Genomic DNA, 22,232 nt, shown 5'->3' on the forward strand with positions numbered 1-22,232 from the left:
TTAGTTTTTTAGACTCAAATGTTAAAAATGCCGATTGTTTTCCTTCTGCTAAATGAATTGCTTTTTTGACATTCTAGCTATGTTTTGTAATATTTCTCTTCCGTATTATACATTTAATTCACTCCCTTCTCAAAGTCTTTTAAATAGTATTAAATATTCTGCTGAAAACTTTGTTATAGTTAATATAAACCATAAATATTAACAATTTTCCTCTATATCTATTATTTCATTTGCTATTAAATATCTTCTATCAGAAATCAGTAACTAATTTTAATTACACAATACCATATCTTATCCATATTTTCTTTAAAACGGCATGAATGGTAGTGAAAACGGTATGAATAGTAAAATGAAAGTAAAAAGAAAAAAGTTAGACCATACAAATCTAACTTTTCATATTATAGGTAACATTATACTTAATATAAATTCTTCATTGTTATATTCATAATTTAATATTCCATTATATCTTTCTACTACTGTTTCTATACTTTTAACTCCAAATCCATGATTTTCTTTATCTCTCTTTGTGGTTTCCAGTTGTCCTTGCTCATTTATGGGATTAGTTATTGTAGGATTAGATATTTCTATAAATAAGTAGTCTTTATACGGATTTATTTTTATTCTAATTTTTCTTTTATTCATATCTTCTATCTTTTCATTTGCCTCTATTCCATTATCTAATGCGTTTCCTAAAATACTACATAAATCTAGGGGTCTTATATTTATATTTTCTGGAATACTTACTTTTATATCCATATCTATATTCTTTTTATTTCCTTCAGATTTTTTTTGATTCAATATAGTATCTATAACATGATTCCCACTTTTAATCCAAGTATAAGTTTGTATGGCTTCATCTCTTAAGTTATCTATATACTCCTTCATCGTATCTAATTTATTTTGTTCTAATAATTTATCAATACAGATTATATGGTTTTTAAAATCATGATGAGTTCTTCTAATACTTTCATATATTTTTTCTTTTTCTTCAATTTCTTTTGTCAGCATTTCATTTTTTATTTCCATTATTTTATAATTGCTTCTTTCCTTATAAAATTCATTTAATTTTATGAAGACATAATAAGTTATTAAAACTATTGATAAAGAGCCCATAGAAATGGATATTATCAGATATTGTATCTCTAAACTTATGCTGCTTGTAATTAAGCCTATCCTAAATAATATTAATAGGTTTACTCCAGATATTAAATATACAAATAAAATCCAATGCCAATAATATTTAGGAATATTTAAATCTTTTTCTTTAAAACTATTTTTTATAAATCTTAAAAATAAAAGTAACAGAAATTTAGATAATTGGGATAGAAAAAGTCTAGCCCAAGTTTGATCTACAACAGTATCATATATATTTCTATCAGTAAAATAACTTACAATGTTTACTGATAAAAGATCACCAAATACTAGAAAGAAATAAAATATAGTCACATAGGTTATTTTACTTTTAATATTTCCGTTAAACAATTTTTTCGCTACAATTAAAAATACTATATAGACTAAGGTTGTACGTAAAATAGAGTATATCTTTATTTCGGTTAGTATGAATATAAAAGTGGATAATATAAAAATGGATAAATAATAGATCCTATCTTTCACCTTTTTATTTCTATTCAATACAAATTCTAAAAAATCATAAAGTAGAAAAACTTCTACCAAACATAGCATATATTCATATATACTCCATATTAAAGGCTTAGGCATTCTTATCCACCCCTTGCCACTTTAACAAATCTTTTCTTTACTTCTTCTATTCTATATCTGCTAACTGGCAACTTCTTCCCATTATCTAATGTTACATCTAGATCACCTATACATTTTATATAATTTTCATTTATCATACAACTCATATGTATTTTGATAAATTCTCTACCTTGAAATACATCTTCTATATCCTTAAACCTTCTAATATTACTTATATACTTATGATTAAAAGTTATTATTTGGACATTTCTATCTATAAACTCAAAGTACAATATATCATTTATATATAATGCTACTTCTCCTTCTACAGTTTTAAATATACACTTTTCATATGTTAGCTTTCTCATTGCATTTTCTAATGCTTCCTTTAATTCAGTATCTATATTGCTTTTCCTAATAAATCTAAATGTATTATATCTAAAAGTTTTATATACTTCATCTTCCATAGAAGTAAGAAAAATCAATATGGTTTTTTTATCCTTTTTTCTAATAATTTCGGCTGCTTCTATACCATCTATCTTAGGCATATCTATATCTAGAAATATAATATCAAATGGCTTGTCTGACTTACTGTAAGATTCTAATAGCTTTATACCATTTATGAACTTATGAATTTTCGCAGCCTTTTCTATATTTTTTAAAGTTTCTATGATTTCTTGCTCTATATAATCTAAAAAATGTTGATTATCATCACAAACTGCAATATTTATCATTTATATCTTCCCCCTTTGTAATATATTTCCAACTATAGGTTAACATAAGTCTTTAATAAAAACAATAAGACTTAGATAATCGGCAAACAAAAAAACCTCTATTTTAAAAGTAGAGGTTTAATATAGTATGCAACTTAAAAATTTTTGCTATTTAGATTTAAAGAATATTCAAGTATTATCATGTCATTTTCCATAAAAATATCTTCCACTCTTCACTTTAGTGATATCTATGTTTCTAGATGATTTCATATTATCTACTCCAGTTATTGAAATAATTTTCCAAATACAAGCTTAAATCTTCTTTAGTATTTAAGTTTAAAAACATATCCCAGTTTGGGCTAAACTTTCTTGCTTCTTTTTCTTCAATATAAAAAATATTTAATTTCTCTAATAATGAATAAATAGATCTTTTATTTGAAAGCAAATGTTTTTCAATATTATTCACTATATCCTTTGAATAAAAGCTGCTAAAAGGCTCTATCCAATTTCCACACTTAGTAACACATCCGTCTATATTCATATTCTCAATCTGTTTTTTCATATACTTAACATACTCTATATTAATATTTGGCATATCACAAGCTACTACGAAAGAATACTTGCTTGAAGCTTCCTTTAATCCTACATGAATGCCTCCTAATGGCCCCTTTTCTTTAAGAATATCTTTAGCTACTTTATGAGTAACATCCAAATAACATTGAAGTTTATTGGTTACAATAATTATTTCATCGAATTCCTTTTCAAGTTCGTGAATTAATATGTCCATAAGCCTTTTTTCATGGATTTCTATGAATTGTTTATCAAAACCCATTCTAGAGCTTTTACCACCAGCCAATATTATTGCTGTACCAAACTTTTCCACTCTATCACCTTTTAGTCAAGTCATTTATTATTAACTTCCTATTTACATCTTGATTTTATAATAGTCTAAACATACTGTCAATATTTGTAATTATTTAAATCTGCTTCTTATCATAAGTCGAAAACTTTTAATTACATCATATTTGCAAATGATATATCTATAAATTATAATTATCTATATATTGATAAATGTCTAATTATATAGGAGTTGGTAACATGTCTAACAATTTTAATGATAACTTAGATTACCATATTAAAGCTACAGTTTTTCTTAATAACTCAATATTTGGCCCTGGTATTTCAAAGATCATGAAATTAGTTAAAGAAACCAATAGTCTATCAGAAGCATATAGAATTATGGGACTATCCTCTAGTAAAGGATGGAAAATTATAAAAAAAGCCGAAAAAGATTTAGGTTTCCCTCTATTTGTTACTACAATAGGTGGTAAAGGCGGTGGAAAGTCTAATCTCTCTAAAGAAGGAGAAGATTTATTAAATAGGTACGAATCCTTTATTTCTGAATTGAATATAGAGGGAGAAAAACTTTTTCAAAAGTACTTTCTAGATAATAAATAAAATTAATTATTTTCTCCCACATTCAGTTGCTTGACCTACCAATATTTCTAGTCCATGGTGAACACTATCTAGAATATAATCTAAGGATTCTTTTACTGCCTTAGGACTACCTGGCAAATTGATTATTAGAGTTTTATTTCTTATACCTGATACCCCTCTAGATAACATAGCTCTTGGTGTAATTTGAAGGCTATAATTCCTTATGGCTTCAGCTATTCCATTTGCCATCCTATGACAAGCTTTTATTGTAGCTTCAGGTGTTACATCCCTAGGACTAAATCCTGTTCCACCCGTTGTTAAGATTAAATCCAATTTTAAATTGTCTGACATATAAACTATCTCTTTTAAAATAATATCTTCTTCATCAGGCACTATTATTTTTCTTTCTACTTTATAACCCTTAGACTCTAATATTTCAGCTATTAGTTCTCCAGATTTATCTTCCCTTTCTCCTAACGCACCCTTATCACTTGCAGTTATTATTCCTACCTTAAACATATTAATCACTCCAGTTAAATTTATATACCTTTATTCTTTATTAAGGAATTTCTCTTAATTATTATTTGTTTTTAAAAATTTTTCCTCTATTAAATCAACTATTTCTTTTGTTTGAGAAAAGTCAAATTGAGGTATGGTTTTATTGAAAGGTGTATCCGTAATAATTCCAAATAATTCATCATCCTTAGAGCATAACTTTTCAGCTATTTCCTTTCTGAATACTTCTAATTTAGGCTTGTTTTCGGCTTTATATCCTTCTGTTATTATAATATCCACATTGTTTATTTTATTTATTACATCTTCTAAGCTATATTCTTCCTCCAATTGTTCAATAATTGCCATCTTCTTTGAAGAAGATATAGTAACTACATTTGCCCCTGCCTGAGCATGTAGCCATGTATCTTTACCGGGATGATCTATATCAAATCCATGAACATCATGTTTTATAGTTCCAACTCTATATCCCCTAGATCTTAATTCTCTAATAATATTACATAGAACCCTAGTCTTACCTACGTTGGACTTGCTGCCAACAATTGAAAACACAGGTATCATTCTCCCACCTCTAAATAATTTATTAATTGAACTTTTATTTTATCCCCTTTTTTATAGGGACCCATACCACTAGCTACAAAAAATAAAGAATTCTTTTCTGACAAGCTAGATAAAACTCCTGAGCTATGTTTATTCGGAAGTTTTGTATAATATTTTCCATCTTTTTTATAGGTGAAGGCTCTAATATATCTATTTTGGCTGCTAATTTTATTAGAATTGTTTTCCAATAGGGAATCTACTTCCATTAAATTATATTTTGTTTTTCCCCTTAATCTCAATATGGTTGGTCTTACAAACTGCTCAAAAGTAATATATGCTGCTGCTGGATTTCCCGATAATCCAAATAAAAACTTATTTTCATATTTTGCTACAACTATAGGTGTTCCTGGTTTCATTTTTACTTTCCAAAATAAAATTTTCCCTCCTGTCTCTTGGAATGCCTCTTTTATAATATCTGCATCTCCTACAGATGCACCTCCTGTTGTAATTATAACATCAGCCCATTTTAATGAAGATTTCAATACTCTTGTAGTTTCTTCAATATTGTCTTTGCAAATACCTAGTAGTACAGGCTCTCCTCCCCATCTTTTAACTTGTGCTGCAATGGTATAGGAATTACTATTTCTTATTTTACCTTCTTTTAGTTCTTCATCAATGTCTACAAGTTCATCTCCTGTAGCTAGAATAGCTACCTTAGGTCTATCATATACCTTTATATGACTTCTTCCTAATGAAGCTAGAATACCTATTTCAGCTGGTCCAATTACTATTCCTTTTGGCAAAACTATATCACCTGATTTTATATCTTCACCCATTTTTACAATATTAGACTGTGGTTTTAGATAGTTAAATATTTTTACCTCTTTATCTGTAAATTTTGTATCTTCATATTTCATAACTACATCTGCACCTTCTGGTATCTTTGCTCCCGTCATTATCCTTATAGCTTGGCCATTGTTTATTTTCTTATTACTAACATATCCTGCTTGTATTACGTCTATAACTTCTAATGTTATGGGAGAATCTTCAGTAGCATATATGGTGTCTTCTGATCTATATGCATATCCATCAAGAGGAGATCTGTTAAAAGGCGGTATATTTATATTAGATTTAATGTCTTCAGCTAAAACATAATCTAAGCTATCTAAAAGAGAAATCTCTATAATATTAATATCTATATGTTCATCTGCAAGTATTCTATTTGCATCCTCTATGGAAATATTTATTAACATTTTTTCCTCCTTAGCATTTTCCAAAATGACAGTCAGGGAAAGTACATACTTTACAGGATAAACACTGTCCCCCATACCCCATTCTGGAAATATCTTTTCTATGAATCCTTTCTCCAGCCAACACTCTAGGTAATAATAAATCAAAAGCTGTAGTATGGGCAAACATTACACATCCGGGCAACCCAAATACTGGAATACCATCTAGATATGCCAATAATAGCATAGCTCCTGGCAAAATAGGTGTTCCGTATGTTACAATATCTGCACCTGTAGCTTTAATAGCTCCTGGGGTTTTATCATCTGGATCTACTGACATTCCTCCAGTAACAATAATGAGTTCTGCTCCCTTTGCTTTTGCTTCTAAAATCTTATCTCTTATGATTTCTAACTCATCTGGAACTATTTCTTTATAAAATATCTCTGAACCAAAAAACTTTACTTTGTTTTCAATAACTGGACCAAATTTATCTTCAATTCTTCCTTTATACACTTCAGAACCAGTTATTATTAATCCAACTTTTAAGATTAAGAAAGATTTTATCTCAAACATTGGTTTCTTATCTTTCACCATATCTTCTATAGCATATATTTTATCCTTTTCTATTGTTAATGGAATTATCCTACAGCCTCCTAATAAAGTATCTTCCGTTACATATCTATTTTCATGTATAGTAGCTAAACAAATATCACCAATATCATTAACTTCATCCAGCAGTTCTCTGTTGATTTTTAAAAGTCCTTTACACTTTGACTTTATATTAATCTTTCCTTCACCAGGTTCAGAAAAGCAAACACCTGAACCTGCAAACAAATTACCTAAACGTATGGCAGCTTGGTCTTCATGAAACTCACCCTCACTTAATTCAAAAACATATACGTGTTCTTTTCCTATCCTTAATAGTCTTTCAATATCAATTTCTCTAATAATATGACCTTTCTTAAAAGCTATTCCTTTAAATTCTCCAGGCACTATTTCTGTTATATCGTGACCCAGTACCATACCTACTGCGTCTTCAGTCTTTATACTATCCATTAATATCACCCCAATATTTGTTAACTATTTATAAGTTAAATTATATAAAACTAGTATGCTTGTTTCAACAAAGAATTGATTATATAGAGATAGCTATATGTGTTAAAATAGCTTTTATTTAAGCTATCTTTATATAACATAATTAATCATTTAACAACAATATATGTTCTTTGTTAAAATGTAAATATACAGACTGCTTATCTTTTATACCATTAAATTCATCCTCTGAAATTTCCATATAAATTTTAAAGTTAGAATCCATATCATCCTTTCCTATTGATGAAAGAACTAAAATATAAGAGAATAGATTATTAACTACATCTAATATATTAAATTTAAAGGTATTCTCTGATTTATCATTTGAACTAAGCTTTAAATTATGAGTATAGATACCAATATATTTTACATTTTCTTTTACTGCGTGATTACAAATCAACTCTACGCCTAGGTCAATGACATATACTTTATTATCAGAAATCTTTCTTGCCCTAAAAATATTCTTACATCCCGTTAATATTGCAGTAGTATAAGTAGTAGGATGATTGAACAGAATTTCTTTATGATTTATTTCCTCTATTTTACCATTATTAAATACTGCAACTTTATCACATATTCTATAAACTTCATCTTTATTATGGGATACATACAGTGTACTTCCCTTATGAGCTTTTAATATGGAAATTAACTCTTGCTCCATTTGCCATCTTAGATGTTCATCTAGTGCAGAAAATGGCTCATCTAACATCAGTATTTCTGGTTCATTAACTAACATTCTGGCTAATGCTACCCTCTGTTGTTGTCCACCCGATAGTTGATGAGGATAATTATTTTCTAATCCTTCTAAAGAAAAAGCTCTTATTTTTTCATCTATAATTTCTTCTTTATTCTTTTGTTTTTTAGGTACTCCAATAGCAATATTTTGTTTTAAGGTCATATTAGGAAAAAGGGCATAGCTTTGAAATAACAGACCAACTTTTCTTCTTTGAGGTAATAAGTTAATCTTTTTCTTGCTATCAAAAAGTACTCTATTGTTTAATATAATCTGACCTTCATCTGGTTTTTCAACTCCAGCTATACATTTTAATGTCATGCTTTTCCCACAACCTGAAGCACCTAAAAGAGCCAAAGTTTCACCATTGGTTTCAAATTCTACATCCAATTTAAAATTATTAAATTCTTTTTTTATCTTAGCATAAAGCATGGCTAATTACCTACTTTCCCCACTTGTACTCTTTCTAATTTATTCATGATAATCATAGATACAAATGAAATAATGACCATTACAGTAACCCATTTATAGGCTAAAGTTCTGTTTCCAGCTTGAACAGCACTATAAACAGCAACTGCCATTGTTTGAGTCTTGCCTGGAATATTACCTGCCAACATAATAGTAGCTCCAAATTCTCCTAATGCACGAGCAAAAGCCAATATAGTCCCAGCCATTATGCTAGAGAAACTATTAGGCAGCATTAGCTTTAAGAATATCTTGTGATTAGATAATCCTAATGTCTTAGCTACATAAATCATATCTCTATCTAATTGTTCAAAAGCCCCCCTGGCAGTTCTATACATCAATGGAAAGGAGACAACAGCAGAGGCTATAATGGTTGCAGCTTCTGAAAAAACAATGGAAACATCATATAAACTTAAAAACCTGCCTACTAAGCTGTTTTTGCCTAATAATATCAATAAAAAGAATCCAACTACAGTGGGAGGTAGAACTAGCGGAAGTGTTAAAACACCATCCACTAGCCCCTTAAACTTATTTAATTTTGTAGTCAAATATGCAGCATAAATCCCTAAAATAAAAGTTATTATAGTTGCTATAATTGCTGCCCTTAGAGATATTAATAAAGGGGAATAATTCATGTTATCCTCCATTCCTTTCTATTTCATTGAGAAACCATATTTCTCAAATAATTGAACAGCTTCGTCACTGGACAAGAAATCTAAAAATGATTGGGCTTCATCTATATGTTTACTTTCTTTAACTATTCCTACAGGATAACTAACTTCTTTGTGACTTCCTTCAGGTGCTTCAGTAATGATTTTAACCTTTTCTGACGTGTAAGCATCCGTTGCATAAACTATACCACAATCAACTTCTCCACTTTCTACCCAAGTAAGAACGGTTCTAACGTCACTACCTAAAACAAACTTTGGGTTAACCTTGTCCATTATATTTAAATTATTAAATATTTCTTCACTATATTGACCTACTGGAACGTTACCAGGATCCCCAATAGCAATTTTTTTAATCTCATGTTTAGTTAAGTCTTCAAAGGATGTAATTTCTAGATTACGGTCTTTCGGAGTAATAAGTACTACTTTATTTACTAATAAAGTTTTTATTGTTCCCTCTAGAATATGTCCACCTTCTTCCAAAGCCTTCATTTGCTTTTGAGCTGCTGACATAAATATATCAACTGGTGCACCTTCTTCTATTTGAGCTTGTAAAGCTCCCGAGCTTCCAAATGTAAATTTAAGAGTAGTCTCAGGCTCTATAGTTTTATATACTTTTTCTAACTCACCTAAAACGTCTGTTAAGCTTGCTGCTGCTGAAACAAGTAATTCAACTTCTTCTTTTGGTTGGTCTGCTGACATAACTGGACTCTCATCATCTTGACTTTTGTCCTGTGGCTTCTTACTACACCCAGCCAAAGAAGTAAGTACTAAAACACCTACCAACATAAAACCTAAAAACCTTTTTAACTTCATTTTTAAATCCTCCTTAATTTATATTATCTAGAAACAGAAAAATTTTCCCAGACTTAAACTTTAACTAAAATAACTAACCAATACTCTCAATCTAGAGTAACGAAAATATTTTTTTATCGCCTTTCCAGACGATTTATTATTATTTATACTTAGTCGACGATCCTATACTACGGTTTGTGGATAGTCTTAGCATTAATTGGTCTTAATAGATGAATCCTGTTAAAGCAGGATTCATCTATTAAGTTTTCCATTCTTTATTTAATCATTTAGCTAATTCTAGTTCTTTTTCAACTTTTTCAACCTTTTCTACTCTTACTGCTGAAATCTTATATTCAGCCGTTTTTGTAATAGGATCATAGGCCGAATTAGTAAGTTCGTTTACAGGGGATTCTTTATAGTGGAATGTCATAAACATCATTCCTGGCTTAACTTTGTCAGTTATTGTTATCCTAGTCAATATAGACCCTCTTCTTGAAATAACTCGCACAAAGTCTTCTTCTTTTACTCCTAATTTTTCAGCGTCTACAGGATTCATTTCTGCAAGCTCATAAGGTCTTATGTCATCTAATTTTTTAGAGTGCCTAGTCATTATATTATAGTGATATAGCATCCTTCCAGTTGAAAGAAGTATGGGATATTCTTCACATACAAGTTCTGCTGGTGCTTCATATTCAACTGGTATCATCAACCCTTTTCCTCTTGGGAATGTTCCTTTATGAAGATATGGTGTTCCAGGATGTTCTTCTGTTGGACACGGCCATTGTATTCCTACCTTGCCTATTCTCTTATAAGTTATACCTCTATAACTAGGTGTAGTTAATCTTATTTCATTAAATATATCCTCAGAGTTTTTATAATCAAAACCTTTTGCTCCTAACTTTGTGGCTATTTCACTTAGTATCTTCCAATCTAGTCTACATTCACCAGGAGCTTCAACAGCTTTTTTAACTCTTTGTACTCTTCTTTCTGTATTTGTAAATGTACCATCCTTTTCTGCATAACATGTTGCAGGAAGTATAACATCAGCAAATTTGGCAGTTTCTGTTAAGAATAAATCTTGCACTACCAGAAAGTCTAAGTTCTCTAAGGATTTCTTAACATGGTTTGCATCTGGGTCTGTAAGTACAGGATCTTCTCCCATAACATACATTGCTTTAACATTTCCTTTAAGAGCTTCATCTAACATCTCAGGTATCCTAAGACCATTATTAGGATTTAACTTTACATTCCAAAACTCCTCAAAAAGTGCTATATTTTTTACTTCAGATAAATTTTGATATCCTGGGAACGTATTAGGAAGAGCCCCCATATCACAAGCTCCTTGAACATTATTTTGTCCACGTAATGGATTTATTCCTGCATTTTCTATACCAAGATGTCCTGTTAACATAGCAAGGTTTGCAAGATTCATAACATTTGCAGTTCCTGTAGTATGTTCTGTTATTCCTAAAGTATAGAATATGCCTGCTTTTTTAGTACTTGTGTATAGCTTAGCAGTTTCATATAATATCTCTTCAGATATTCCTGTTATTCTAGCTACTACTTCTGGAGGGTATTGTTCTATTACTTCTAAGACATTTTCAAATCCCGTACAACGAGTTTCTATAAATTCCTTATCATGCCATCCTTCTTTTACTATAATATGCATTAATCCATTTATTAAAGCCGCATCAGTACCTGAATTTACGGGTAGCCATAGAGTAGCCATTTCTGCCAATTCTGTACGACGTGGATCTATTACTATAAGCTTTGAACCATTCTTAACTGCCCTTTTCATTTTATTACCTATTATAGGATGAGCCTCTGTAGCATTAGATCCAATTACGAATAATACTTCATTGCCCTCCACTTCTCCGATGGAATTTGACATAGCTCCACTTCCTAATGTAGTTGCAAGACCTGCAACTGTAGGAGCGTGTCAGGTTCGAGCGCAATGATCTACATTATTTGTTCCTAATGCTACTCTCATCATCTTTTGAAATACAAAGTTATCTTCATTAGTACAACGTGCTGAACTTAATCCTGCTATAGCATCTCCACCATATTGCTCCTTTACATCTTTAAGACTTTTAACTACTAATCTTATAGCTTCTTCCCAACTGGACTCAACAAATTCTCCATCTTTTTTAATTAATGGTTTAGTTATTCTATCAGGACTGTTTATAAAGTCTGTATGATATCTTCCCTTTACACAAAGGGATTTTCCATTTACTGGTGAATCAGGATTAGGCGTTACTCCTACTACCTTTCCGTCTTTAACATTTAAATCGAAATTACATCCTGTTCCACAAAATGGACAAGTAGTACGAACCTTCTTTACTTCCCAAGGTCTTATGCCCTTTAACTGTTTGTTTATAAGAGCACCAGTAGGACATGCAGTTATACATTGACCACACATTCTGCAATTCTTATAGTCAATAGGTTTATCAAAACCTGTGGTAACTTTAGAATTAAAGCCTCTATTTGTAAAAGCAATAGCAGAAGTTACTTGGATTTCACTACATACCCTTACACATTTTCCACATAGTATACATTTGCTTTGATCTCTTTCTATAACAGGATTTAGACTATCTATAGCATAATTCTTTCTTTCTCCCTTAAAGGAACCCTCTCTTACTCCATATCTATAAGCATAATCTTGGAGTTTACATTCTCCAGATTTTTCACAAGTCAAACAATCCATAGGATGGTTTGATAATAATAGATCTAAAATATCTCTACGTACCTTAACTACTCTTTCAGATTCTGTATATACCACCATTCCTTCTCTTACTTTGGCTGAGCAAGATGCAACAAGTTTCTTAGAGCCTTCTACTTCTACTATACATAATCTACATCCACCAAAGATTGAAAGCTCTCTGTCATAACATAAAGTAGGAATATCTACTCCATTCTCCCGAGCAGCCTCTAATATAGAAATGTCTTCCTTTACTTCAACCTTTTTTCCATTCATAATAAATGTAATCATATTTTCACCTCCACATGCTACTATACAAAATTTACCTTTGGTAAACTCCTTTATCATTACTAAATTTCACTAATCACTTTTCTTGCTCTTCTCTACATCTTCTATTTTTTCCATAATATCTGATAACCCAAGAGTTTTTGCCCAACTTGATTCAACGAATTTTCCACCTATCTTTCTATAAGGAGTGTCTGGATTATCAAGGTTCATTAATTCTGTGGTCAATCTTCCTTTTAAACATAGAGGTCTGCCATTTGAAGGTGATTTAGCTCTTATTGCAATATTTTTCTTGTTTTTAGATAATACTTCAAACTCACAACCATAGGCACATACTTTGCAATTTATGGTTTTTCTATCTGCATCCCAAACTCTTGTCTTCCCAAGCTGTCTTTTATCTATCAATGCCCCTACAGGACAAACTGCTACACATCTATTACAAGATACACATTTAGAAGTTGCAAAAGTCTGGTCTGCATCTAAGACTATTCTAGTATCATAGCCTCTTTCAGCAAAAGATAAAACCTGTCTTTCACCTACTTGATTACATGTTCTAACGCATTTCCCACATAGAATACATTTACTATTATCCTTTAATATATATGGACTAGAAGTATCTATTAGTTTAGGTCTTTTTGCTCCTTGATGATCTTTGAACTTAATCTCATATCTATAAGCATATTTTTGTAATAAACATTCTCCTGCTTTTTGGCAGGTTAGGCAGTCGTTTGGATGACTGTCTAAAAGAAGTTGTAGTAATTCTTTTCTTACCATTACCACTTTTTCGGATTCTGTATAAACTACCATACCCTCTTTAACCTTTGTAGAGCAAGAAGTTTGAAGCTTGTGGCTTCCTTCTATTTCCACTATACATAATCTGCAAGCTGCTGCTATTTCTAAATTAGGATCATAGCATAAAGCAGGTATTTCTATATTAAGTTTTTCTGCAGCTTGAATTATAGTATAGTCTTCAGGTACTATTACTTGCTGTCCATCTATAGTAAGAGTTATATTCTTCATTCTACTTCCTCCTATCTTTATTTTTTAATAACAGCATTAACTGGACAGGCAGCCATACATGCTCCGCATTTTATACATTTTTCTGTATCTATAACATGCCTTTCTTTTACCTTGCCACTTATACAAGCTACTGGACAGTTTCTAGCACATTTAGTACAGCCTATGCAAGATTCTGTTATATAATATTGTAATAAAGCTTGACAAGACCCTGCTGGACAAGTCTTATTATATATATGAGCTTCATATTCATCTCTAAAATACTTTAATGTTGTAATTACTGGGTAGGAGGCCGTTTGACCTAATCCGCATAAGGAGGCAGAACTAATAGTTTCTGATAAACTTTCTAGTCTTTCAATATCTCCCTCTTCTCCTTTACCTTCTGTTATCCTTTCTAAAATTTCCAACATTCTTTTAGTTCCCTCTCTGCAAGGAACACACTTTCCACAAGATTCTTCAACAGTAAAATCTAGAAAAAACCTAGCAATATCAACCATACAATTGCTCTCATCCATTACTACCATTCCGCCAGAACCCATTATAGAGCCAAGTTTCCCTAAAGATTCAAAGTCTACAGGTGTATCTAAAAATTCTGATGGTATACATCCTCCCGATGGTCCTCCTGTCTGAACAGCTTTAAATGCTTTGTCTCCAGGTATTCCTCCACCTATGTCAAAGATAATATCTCTTAGAGTAACTCCCATAGGTATTTCTACTAAACCAGTATTTTTAATTTTACCTCCTAGGGCAAATACCTTTGTACCAGGAGATTTTTCCGTTCCAATATTTCTAAACCATTCTACACCTTTCTGAAAGATAATGGGAACGTTTGCAAAGGTTTCAACATTATTTATAATAGTTGGTTTTTGCCACAGTCCTTTATGAGATGTTCTTGGAGGCTTGTTTCTAGGCATTCCTCTTCTTCCTTCGATAGACTCCATTAAAGCTGTTCCTTCGCCACATACAAAAGCTCCTGCACCTAATCTTAGTTCTATGTCAAAGCTAAAATTTGTGCCCAGTATATTGCTTCCTAACAATCCATATTCTCTAGCTTGTTCTATAGCTATTTGAAGTCTTTGTACTGCAATAGGATATTCTGCCCTAACATAGATATACCCCTGATCTGAACCTATTGCATAACCTGCTATAGCCATAGCTTCTAGTACTGAATGTGGATCTCCTTCTAAAATACTTCTATCCATGAAAGCACCTGGATCTCCTTCATCTGCATTACATATTACATATTTTTTATCTGATTCATACTTAAAAGCTTCTTCCCATTTCCTTCCTGTTGGGAATCCTGCTCCACCTCTACCCCTTAATCCTGAATCTTTAACGATTTGAATTACTTCTTCAGAAGTTTTTTCTGTTATAACTTTAGCTAAGGCCTCATACCCTTCTAGAGCTATATATTCTTCTATATCTTCAGGAGCTATAACTCCACAGTTTCTTAAAGCTATTCTGGTTTGCTTCTTATAAAAATTTACTTCACTTACAGGCTTTATTTTCTCCTCTTCATATGCTTCCTTAAATAAAATTCTTTTAACTATCTCTCCATTAAATAGATGTTTTTCAGCTATCTCCTCTACATCTTCTAAGGTTACATGACTGTAAAATACACCTTCTGGATATATGACCACATTCGGTCCAGATTCACATAGACCAAAACAACCTGTAAGAACTACTTTTATTTCTTCCTCTAAACCTTTTTCCTTTACTTTTTCTTCTATTAACTCTTTAATCCTATCTCCATTGGAAGAGTGACAGCCTGTACCACCACAGACTAATACATGGTGTTTTCTCAAACCTTCTTTTTCCTCAATAGATTCTTTTCCAAGTTCACTTTGCCTTAACTTTATTCTCTTTAACCCTTCCTCTTTTATTTCGTTTAGTTCTCGAATAGTCTTCACCACCTACACCTCCAATTTATCTATATTTATCTATTATTTTTTCCACATCATCCACTGTCAGCCTACCATAAACATCATCATTTACTACTAAGACTGGTGCTAGTCCACAAGCACCTAAACATCTAGTGGCAGTGATGGAAAACTTTCTATCTGGTGTAGTTTTTCCTACTTCAATTCCTAAAGTTTCTACTACTTTATTTAATATATCTTGTGCTCCTCTTACATAACAGGCTGTTCCTAAACAAACACCTATTTTATATTCTCCTTTTGGTATTAAGGAAAACTGGGAATAGAAGGTAGCTACTCCATATACCTCAGATAAAGGTACGTTTAAATCCTTAGATATGATTTGTAAAACTTCTTCAGGTAAATATCCAAACAACGCTTGAGCCTTTTGCAGTACAGGCATCAACGCTCCCTGCTTGTTTCTATTTTCCTTAATAAATATTTTAAAGTCTTCAAGTTTTTCTTTGTTTTCTTCCCAGTCAAATTTAAACTCCATTTTAGCCCTCCTTTATTAATACTAACTTGATTTTAAAAAAGACAGCATTTTAAAACTGTGCTGTCTACTACAACCATTGTTAATTTTATGACAATTGGGATTTTTATGATTATTTTATGAAATCTAAATTTTTTGTCAATTCATTTTATAAATACTCTTAAACATATTATAATACTTTTTAATCTTTGTCAATGTCACCACTCCCACTTCAACATTTTATCAGTCTATTTATTTTATTATAAAAACCTAGATAATATTACCTAGGTTTTTATAATTATATCATTTCTAAAAATGCATTAATTCTTGTATTTATTTGTCCTACATCTAATTTTGAATAATCTGTCTCTATGTATAAATATGGCTTTTCTTTTTTCTCTGTAACAAATTTCTTTACATTATAGGATTCTACATTAAAGGTATGGCAAGCTTGAAGAACAACTTCTATAACTCCATCTATTTCATATTCATCTATCATTTCATCTAAAGCTATGAATCTTCTTGGATTTGGAGTCATTATGGAACAGCTGATATTTAAATACTTCTCTGTTAAAGCGTCTATTGGATCTATAGTTTCATCTACTAGTTGAGCCTTTTCTCTAACACCACAGCAGTTCTCGAAGGCTACTATATCTGCTCCAGAATCTTCTATCGTTTTTAAAACCTTATCCCTAACTCCTCCTGTTGGACAACCAGTTATAAGGATTCTTGGTCTGCTGGACTTCTTTCCTTTTAACTCCTTTTCATATTTCTCTTTTAATTCCTTAGTCCTATCCTCTATAAAGCTACATTGACTCTTTCTGTCAAACTGAAATCCTAAAGTTTCCATTACAGTGTTGATTTCATAGCCTGTTATAGGAGATGGATTAAGTTTCCCAAGCTCATAAAAGTCGAGTAAAACCTTTCTTTCATGGTTTCTTTCTTTTATAGACTGTTTTAATTTTTCATTAGTAATCTCTATATTAAACTTTTCCTCTAAAGTTTCCTTTAACCTCACCATTTCATCTCGCCAATATCTAAAGGCATGATCCTTATCTTGTCCTTGAGGTAAATGCATTACATGAGTAGGTCTTATCTCATTTAATAATTCATACATTTTTTTCTTACCATCACAAGTAGTTTCTCCTACTATCATATCAGAAAAGTAAAAATAAGGGCATTTTTCTGATACTGCAAAGCCATAGCTGGATTTAATTAAAGGACATAGATTTTTAGGTAAATGCATTTCCGCATCAGCTATAGGTTCATCACTGGTACCACACAGTCCAACTGGTACTGCTCCTGCTGCGTATATTAACTCTATTGGTGTATAGGTACAAAAAACTCCAACTACATTAGTCCCTTGTTCTTTTAAAGCCTTTACTTTTAAAAATCCCTCTCTTCTAGCTTCCTCATAGCTTTCAAAATTCTCAGGTAATTTTATCATTAACTCAGCTCCTCTATTGTAAATCCTTTTCTAACTAAATTATATTCAAAAGAAGAGTTGTTAATCAAATAAGAGTTCTCTATACCATGTATGAGTTAAATCAATTTTACCTATAGTTTTTTACTAAACATTTATTTTGTAAAATATAACATCTTTGATCCTTGATAATAGCTATGTAAAAAGATAGAATATAAGTGGAAATAAGAATAGAAATCATAAGGGGGAAATATAATGGCGAAAGTTGCATTTATTGGTGGTCTATTAATAGATGGTACTGGAAAAGAAGCAGTAGAAAATTCATTAGTCCTTGTGGAAGATAAAAAAATTGAATATGCTGGTCCAATGATGGAAATTGGTGAAGATTACGAAAAAGTAGACATTGCTGGTAAAACTATTATTCCCGGTTTAATCGATTCTCATCTTCATTTTAGTGGAAATTTAACTGACGATGATACTGAATGGGTACTAGAACCCGTTATCCAAAAAACAATAGTTGCTGTAGCACAGGCTCGTGAAGCACTAGAGCACGGTCTTACATCTGTAGGTGAAATTTCACGCTCGGGCATACATATCCGAAACATGATTGAGGAAGGAATAATTCCTGGACCTCGTGTAGTTACAACTGGACTTGGTTTTTGTAGAACAGCAGGTCATGGAGATTCACACAAACTGCCATTAGGATATAACAATGATTCCCATCCTTGGGCTGAACGTGTTGATGGTCCTTGGGATCTTCGTAAAGCTATAAGAAGAAGACTTCGTGAAAATCCAGATGCAATTAAAATCTGGTCAACAGGCGGAGGAATATGGAGACATGACGCAAAGGCTGACACCCATTACTCTATGGAGGAAATTCAAGCAGTGGTGGATGAATGCAACATGGTAGGTTTACCTGTATGGTCTCATGCTGAAGGTTATGAGGGTGCTTTAAATTCTTGCAAAGCTGGAGTATCTGCAATTATTCATGGCCAAGAACTAAATGAAGAATGTTTAGAAATAATGAAGGAAAAAGATATAACCTTTTGCCCAACTCTACAATTCTTTTATGAATGGTTTACTGTATATGAGCCACCATATAGACCAATTCATGATAAATATCCGGGCAAAACAACTGCGGAAAAAGAGCTTAATCGTATAATTGATAATTTACAGAATGCAAACAAAAAAGGTATTAGAATTACCGTTGGTTCCGACTCTTTTTGCAGTAGCTTGACTCCATATGGTAAATATGCTATCACAGAAATGTATACACTCCATAAATCAGGACTGACAGAAATGGAAGTAATAATGGCAGCTACTAAAAATGGTGCTGAAATGCTTAGAATAGATGATATCACAGGGACTCTTGAAAAAGGTAAGTTTGCAGACTTATTAGTGCTTAACGGCAATCCCCTTGAGGATATTCATAATATAGCTGTTGAAAATATGGAAGTTATCATGAAAGAAGGAGAGTTTGTAAAAAGGAAATAGTCAAATTTTTATCTGGTGGTGATTAGACATGAGTCTTATTTCCAATTTTAATAATAAGGAAGTAATTTTTCTAATATACCTAATTATAATAAACTTAGCTTCTTTCTTAGTCTTTGGTCTAGATAAAAAGAAGGCACAAGTCGGACATTGGAGAATAAGTGAAAGAGCCTTACTAATTTTAGGATTTTTAGGTGGATCTATAGGAATATTAATAGGGATGGTAGTCTTTAAACATAAGCTTAGTAAAGAAAAATTCTATATAGGTATACCGTTGATCTATATATTGAATAAAATTTTAGGAGTATTTATATTAAACCGTATTAGATGAAAAGTCAAAACCACTCATTAAACGAGTGGTTTTGATGTATTAATATATAAAAATTATATTAAATCCTGTTATCTCATTTAACTAATTAAAAAGGAATTTTTTATTTTGTGTAGAAATACTTTATATAGATGTATTATTAGAGAGGAGGATTTAATATGGTAAAAATAAACAAAGACAAATTAGTTATTCAATCTGTTCATGGAAAGATTCACAGTCCTATGATGGGAAATAGTCCTTATAGAATAAATACTGAAGGAATAGGTGAAATTTTACCTGGTACAGGTGGAATTACCTATAATGTTAAGGTAGGAGATTCTTGTATAGGCTGGGCAGGAGATCATGTAGAGCCAGGAGTAAGCATTAGAAATGAAGATACTGCTGAAAATAAAGCTTTAATGGTTTTATCCTGTGTTGGTAATGAAGCTAGAGTAACATCTGGAGATGCTAAAGGAGCAAAGGGATATGTTACTGGAATGCATGGAGGTATAGAACACGTTTTAATCTACTTTAAAGAAGAAGATTTAGAAAAAATGGCTGTAAACGACAATATCCTTATTAAAGCTTGGGGTCAGGGTATGAAAATTGAAGGACATGAAGATATAGTCTGTATGAATATAGACCCAAACCTATTTGAAAAGCTTGGAATCAAAGAAAACAATAAGGGAGAACTAGAAATCCCAGTAGTTACGGAAATACCTGCTTATTTAATGGGTTCAGGTATTGGTAGTGCTACAGGTTTTTCTGGAGACTATGATATCATGACTGGAGATAAGGATGCTGTTAAAGAGTTTGGTATTGATAAGCTTAGATTTGGGGATATAGTACTTCTTAGAGATTGTGATAATACTTACGGTCGTCAATATCTAAAAGGTTCTGTTACTATTGGTGTAATAGTGCATAGTGATTGTATATTAGCTGGTCACGGTCCAGGAGTCACTACTCTTCTTAGCTGCAAAACTTCAAAAATTAAAGGTATTATTTCAGAAAATGCAAATATAGCTGATTATCTAGAAATATAATAATCCTATTAGATAAAAATAAATGACAGGGAAATATCCCTGTCATAGTTATTATCTTCTAAATCCTCTGTTGTTGTTATTTCTTTGTTGTTTTCTCTTCTTTCTACAATCAGCACATCTTTGTGGTTCGTTATCGAAACCTTTTTCTTTGTAAAATTCTTGCTCTCTCTCTGTGAAAACGAATTCTGATCCACAGTCTTTACAAGTTATAGTTTTATCTGCCATACAACATTCCTCCTTTATATGAGATTAATAAGATTTAAATTTAATACAAGAAATCTTTCTAAAAGAGGCATGTTGTTTACTCTATTAATTAAATTTCAGTGACAGATTTAAATCTTATTCAATAATAATAGTATAAATCTAATGGCAGAATTTTGCAATAGAAAATCACCTTAATTTCAATATTATTATTTTTACTCACGTAGGATGAGCTTAACGTACGTACTTCTCATCTAATAAAATTTTAATTTAGTACTTCCATTATAATAGAATTTTTTTAATAATTTGAATCTTTTTAGTATTTTTTTAATCTATACATAACTTATTTGTTATAGATAGTTTTTATTTCCAATTCATTAAAAATCATGTTACTTTATACTTTGATATAGAAGTTTACTAAATCTTATATAAAGTATAGGAATTGAGGGATTTTATGAAAATTATACTAGAAAATTTGAATAAAGATTTTAATGAGGTTAAGGCTGTTAACAACCTAAATATAGAAATAAAAGATGGAGAACTTGTATCTCTTTTAGGTCCTAGCGGTTGTGGTAAAAGTACCACCTTATTTTTGATTGCAGGTCTCCATAAACCTACTTCAGGAAATATTTATTTTGATGACGAACTTATGAATAATATAGAACCAGAAGATAGAGGTATTGGTATGGTTTTTCAAAATTATGCCCTATACCCTCATATGTCGGTTCTAAAAAACATAATGTTTCCTCTTAAAATGCAAAAGATCAATAAAAAAGAATCAGAGAAATTAGCTATAGAAATGGCAGAATTAACTAAAATTGAAGATCTACTAGATAGAAAACCTTCTCAATTGTCTGGAGGTCAACAACAAAGAGTAGCTATAGCTAGAGCTTTAGTTAAGAAACCAAAACTTCTTTTATTGGACGAGCCTTTATCTAATTTAGATGCTAGATTACGGATAGAGATGAGAGAAGAAATAAAAAGGATTCAAAAAGAAGTAAAGATAACTACTGTGTTTGTAACTCATGATCAAGAAGAAGCTATGAGCATTTCTGATAAGATTCTCTTAATGAAGGATGGCATCTATCAGCAGTATGATACTCCGAAGAATATGTATACAAACCCTAAAAATAAATTTGTTGCAGAATTTTTAGGTAATCCACCAATTAATTTTATTGAAGGAAGATTTAATAAAGATACCAAAGTTATAAGATTAGGTAATACAGGACTTACAATAGATGGAAAGGATGAAGAAATAGATAAAGAGATTTTATCCATTGGAATAAGACCAGAGGACTTAATAATAACTGATAAAGAAAAAGCTAACTTTGAAATTACTATAAAAAGTCTTCAAACCATGGGAAAGGAGATTTATGTAATGGGAGATATTGGTGAAAATAAAGATATTGTTCTAGTAACATCTTGGGATCATAATTTAGTCGTTGGGGAAAAGGTTCCTATACATATTAGAAAATTTCATGTTTTTTAGGTGAAA

The 22,232-nt window shown here is 31.2% G+C and carries 21 protein-coding genes; 5 read left to right on the top strand and 16 right to left on the bottom strand.

Annotation, left to right across the window (positions count from 1 at the left end; all coding sequences use genetic code 11):
• Window positions 1-393: 393 nt before the first annotated feature.
• The 3 genes from KQI42_RS12275 to mobA all read right to left on the bottom strand — a co-directional run bounded on the left by KQI42_RS12275 (window position 394) and on the right by mobA (window position 3,294).
• Window positions 394-1,719 carry a GHKL domain-containing protein gene (locus KQI42_RS12275; RefSeq protein WP_216520174.1) on the bottom strand — a complete coding sequence of 442 codons (1,326 nt, stop codon included), beginning with the start codon at window positions 1,717-1,719 and terminating at the stop codon, window positions 394-396.
• 2 nt (window positions 1,720-1,721) lie between these two features.
• A complete protein-coding gene (locus tag KQI42_RS12280; RefSeq protein WP_216520176.1) occupies window positions 1,722-2,432 on the bottom strand; it encodes a LytR/AlgR family response regulator transcription factor in 711 nt (236 codons plus the stop codon).
• A gap of 250 nt (window positions 2,433-2,682) precedes the next feature.
• Window positions 2,683-3,294, bottom strand: coding sequence for a molybdenum cofactor guanylyltransferase (gene mobA, locus KQI42_RS12285; RefSeq protein ID WP_216520177.1), 612 nt, complete (start codon window positions 3,292-3,294; stop codon window positions 2,683-2,685).
• Between the two features lie 215 nt (window positions 3,295-3,509).
• Between mobA and KQI42_RS12290 the strand changes: the two genes are divergently transcribed.
• Window positions 3,510-3,869 carry a winged helix-turn-helix domain-containing protein gene (locus tag KQI42_RS12290; RefSeq protein WP_216520179.1) on the top strand — a complete coding sequence of 120 codons (360 nt, stop codon included), beginning with the start codon at window positions 3,510-3,512 and terminating at the stop codon, window positions 3,867-3,869.
• A gap of 6 nt (window positions 3,870-3,875) precedes the next feature.
• On the opposite strand, the gene KQI42_RS12295 is transcribed toward KQI42_RS12290, so the two are convergent.
• The 12 genes from KQI42_RS12295 to KQI42_RS12350 form a co-directional block, all read right to left on the bottom strand.
• Window positions 3,876-4,367: a MogA/MoaB family molybdenum cofactor biosynthesis protein gene (locus KQI42_RS12295; RefSeq protein ID WP_216520181.1), complete on the bottom strand. Its 492-nt coding sequence runs from the start codon at window positions 4,365-4,367 to the stop codon at window positions 3,876-3,878.
• Window positions 4,368-4,421: 54 nt separating this feature from the next.
• On the bottom strand, window positions 4,422-4,922 hold the full coding sequence (gene mobB, locus KQI42_RS12300) for a molybdopterin-guanine dinucleotide biosynthesis protein B (protein WP_216520183.1): 501 nt from the start codon (window positions 4,920-4,922) through the stop codon (window positions 4,422-4,424).
• Window positions 4,919-6,154, bottom strand: coding sequence for a molybdopterin molybdotransferase MoeA (locus tag KQI42_RS12305; RefSeq protein ID WP_216520185.1), 1,236 nt, complete (start codon window positions 6,152-6,154; stop codon window positions 4,919-4,921). Before KQI42_RS12305 ends, mobB begins: the two co-directional genes overlap by 4 nt.
• 10 nt (window positions 6,155-6,164) lie before the next feature.
• Window positions 6,165-7,187: a molybdopterin-binding protein gene (locus tag KQI42_RS12310; RefSeq protein ID WP_216520187.1), complete on the bottom strand. Its 1,023-nt coding sequence runs from the start codon at window positions 7,185-7,187 to the stop codon at window positions 6,165-6,167.
• 142 nt (window positions 7,188-7,329) lie between these two features.
• Window positions 7,330-8,388, bottom strand: a complete 1,059-nt coding sequence (locus tag KQI42_RS12315; RefSeq protein ID WP_216520189.1) for a sulfate/molybdate ABC transporter ATP-binding protein — start codon at window positions 8,386-8,388, stop codon at window positions 7,330-7,332.
• A gap of 2 nt (window positions 8,389-8,390) precedes the next feature.
• Window positions 8,391-9,056: a molybdate ABC transporter permease subunit gene (modB, locus tag KQI42_RS12320; RefSeq protein WP_216520191.1), complete on the bottom strand. Its 666-nt coding sequence runs from the start codon at window positions 9,054-9,056 to the stop codon at window positions 8,391-8,393.
• 18 nt (window positions 9,057-9,074) lie between these two features.
• Window positions 9,075-9,905, bottom strand: coding sequence for a molybdate ABC transporter substrate-binding protein (gene modA, locus KQI42_RS12325; protein WP_216520193.1), 831 nt, complete (start codon window positions 9,903-9,905; stop codon window positions 9,075-9,077).
• A gap of 262 nt (window positions 9,906-10,167) precedes the next feature.
• Window positions 10,168-12,873 carry a formate dehydrogenase subunit alpha gene (gene fdhF, locus KQI42_RS12330; protein WP_216520195.1) on the bottom strand — a complete coding sequence of 902 codons (2,706 nt, stop codon included), beginning with the start codon at window positions 12,871-12,873 and terminating at the stop codon, window positions 10,168-10,170.
• 69 nt (window positions 12,874-12,942) lie between these two features.
• On the bottom strand, window positions 12,943-13,887 hold the full coding sequence (locus tag KQI42_RS12335; protein ID WP_216520197.1) for an NADH-quinone oxidoreductase subunit G: 945 nt from the start codon (window positions 13,885-13,887) through the stop codon (window positions 12,943-12,945).
• Window positions 13,888-13,904: 17 nt separating this feature from the next.
• On the bottom strand, window positions 13,905-15,794 hold the full coding sequence (locus KQI42_RS12340) for an NADH-ubiquinone oxidoreductase-F iron-sulfur binding region domain-containing protein (RefSeq protein WP_216520199.1): 1,890 nt from the start codon (window positions 15,792-15,794) through the stop codon (window positions 13,905-13,907).
• 16 nt (window positions 15,795-15,810) lie between these two features.
• Window positions 15,811-16,296, bottom strand: coding sequence for an NADH-quinone oxidoreductase subunit NuoE (gene nuoE / locus KQI42_RS12345; RefSeq protein WP_216520201.1), 486 nt, complete (start codon window positions 16,294-16,296; stop codon window positions 15,811-15,813).
• A 274-nt stretch (window positions 16,297-16,570) separates the two neighbouring features.
• Window positions 16,571-17,719, bottom strand: a complete 1,149-nt coding sequence (locus KQI42_RS12350) for a double-cubane-cluster-containing anaerobic reductase (protein WP_216520203.1) — start codon at window positions 17,717-17,719, stop codon at window positions 16,571-16,573.
• Window positions 17,720-17,950: 231 nt separating this feature from the next.
• Here KQI42_RS12350 and KQI42_RS12355 point away from each other — a divergent pair, with 231 nt between their 5' ends.
• The 3 genes from KQI42_RS12355 (at window position 17,951) to KQI42_RS12365 (ending at window position 20,536) form a co-directional block, all read left to right on the top strand.
• Window positions 17,951-19,189, top strand: coding sequence for a metal-dependent hydrolase family protein (locus KQI42_RS12355; protein ID WP_216520205.1), 1,239 nt, complete (start codon window positions 17,951-17,953; stop codon window positions 19,187-19,189).
• A 28-nt stretch (window positions 19,190-19,217) separates the two neighbouring features.
• Complete coding sequence (locus KQI42_RS12360; RefSeq protein ID WP_216520207.1) at window positions 19,218-19,517, top strand: DUF1294 domain-containing protein; 300 nt, start codon at window positions 19,218-19,220, stop codon at window positions 19,515-19,517.
• 155 nt (window positions 19,518-19,672) lie between these two features.
• On the top strand, window positions 19,673-20,536 hold the full coding sequence (locus KQI42_RS12365) for a DUF4438 domain-containing protein (RefSeq protein WP_216520208.1): 864 nt from the start codon (window positions 19,673-19,675) through the stop codon (window positions 20,534-20,536).
• Window positions 20,537-20,587: 51 nt separating this feature from the next.
• On the opposite strand, the gene KQI42_RS12370 is transcribed toward KQI42_RS12365, so the two are convergent.
• Window positions 20,588-20,761, bottom strand: coding sequence for a zinc-ribbon domain-containing protein (locus tag KQI42_RS12370; RefSeq protein ID WP_216520210.1), 174 nt, complete (start codon window positions 20,759-20,761; stop codon window positions 20,588-20,590).
• Between the two features lie 430 nt (window positions 20,762-21,191).
• Here KQI42_RS12370 and KQI42_RS12375 point away from each other — a divergent pair, with 430 nt between their 5' ends.
• A complete protein-coding gene (locus KQI42_RS12375; RefSeq protein WP_216520213.1) occupies window positions 21,192-22,226 on the top strand; it encodes an ABC transporter ATP-binding protein in 1,035 nt (344 codons plus the stop codon).
• Window positions 22,227-22,232: the final 6 nt, after the last annotated feature.

This window comes from Tissierella simiarum (genome assembly GCF_018917865.1).
In the GTDB taxonomy this organism is placed as follows: domain Bacteria; phylum Bacillota; class Clostridia; order Tissierellales; family Tissierellaceae; genus Tissierella_C; species Tissierella_C simiarum.

Excerpts from the sequence above, each read along its gene's own strand:
- KQI42_RS12370 (WP_216520210.1), bottom strand. The coding sequence starts at position 20,761 with ATGGCAGATAAAACTATAACTTGTAAAGACTGTGGATCAGAATTCGTT.
- modA (WP_216520193.1), bottom strand. The coding sequence starts at position 9,905 with ATGAAGTTAAAAAGGTTTTTAGGTTTTATGTTGGTAGGTGTTTTAGTA.
- KQI42_RS12295 (WP_216520181.1), bottom strand. The coding sequence starts at position 4,367 with ATGTTTAAGGTAGGAATAATAACTGCAAGTGATAAGGGTGCGTTAGGA.
- KQI42_RS12315 (WP_216520189.1), bottom strand. The coding sequence starts at position 8,388 with ATGCTTTATGCTAAGATAAAAAAAGAATTTAATAATTTTAAATTGGAT.
- mobB (WP_216520183.1), bottom strand. The coding sequence starts at position 4,922 with ATGATACCTGTGTTTTCAATTGTTGGCAGCAAGTCCAACGTAGGTAAG.
- KQI42_RS12350 (WP_216520203.1), bottom strand. The coding sequence starts at position 17,719 with ATGATAAAATTACCTGAGAATTTTGAAAGCTATGAGGAAGCTAGAAGA.
- KQI42_RS12365 (WP_216520208.1), top strand. The coding sequence starts at position 19,673 with ATGGTAAAAATAAACAAAGACAAATTAGTTATTCAATCTGTTCATGGA.
- KQI42_RS12335 (WP_216520197.1), bottom strand. The coding sequence starts at position 13,887 with ATGAAGAATATAACTCTTACTATAGATGGACAGCAAGTAATAGTACCT.
- KQI42_RS12310 (WP_216520187.1), bottom strand. The coding sequence starts at position 7,187 with ATGGATAGTATAAAGACTGAAGACGCAGTAGGTATGGTACTGGGTCAC.
- KQI42_RS12280 (WP_216520176.1), bottom strand. The coding sequence starts at position 2,432 with ATGATAAATATTGCAGTTTGTGATGATAATCAACATTTTTTAGATTAT.
- KQI42_RS12290 (WP_216520179.1), top strand. The coding sequence starts at position 3,510 with ATGTCTAACAATTTTAATGATAACTTAGATTACCATATTAAAGCTACA.
- modB (WP_216520191.1), bottom strand. The coding sequence starts at position 9,056 with ATGAATTATTCCCCTTTATTAATATCTCTAAGGGCAGCAATTATAGCA.
- KQI42_RS12355 (WP_216520205.1), top strand. The coding sequence starts at position 17,951 with ATGGCGAAAGTTGCATTTATTGGTGGTCTATTAATAGATGGTACTGGA.
- KQI42_RS12360 (WP_216520207.1), top strand. The coding sequence starts at position 19,218 with ATGAGTCTTATTTCCAATTTTAATAATAAGGAAGTAATTTTTCTAATA.
- nuoE (WP_216520201.1), bottom strand. The coding sequence starts at position 16,296 with ATGGAGTTTAAATTTGACTGGGAAGAAAACAAAGAAAAACTTGAAGAC.
- KQI42_RS12305 (WP_216520185.1), bottom strand. The coding sequence starts at position 6,154 with ATGTTAATAAATATTTCCATAGAGGATGCAAATAGAATACTTGCAGAT.
- KQI42_RS12375 (WP_216520213.1), top strand. The coding sequence starts at position 21,192 with ATGAAAATTATACTAGAAAATTTGAATAAAGATTTTAATGAGGTTAAG.
- KQI42_RS12275 (WP_216520174.1), bottom strand. The coding sequence starts at position 1,719 with ATGCCTAAGCCTTTAATATGGAGTATATATGAATATATGCTATGTTTG.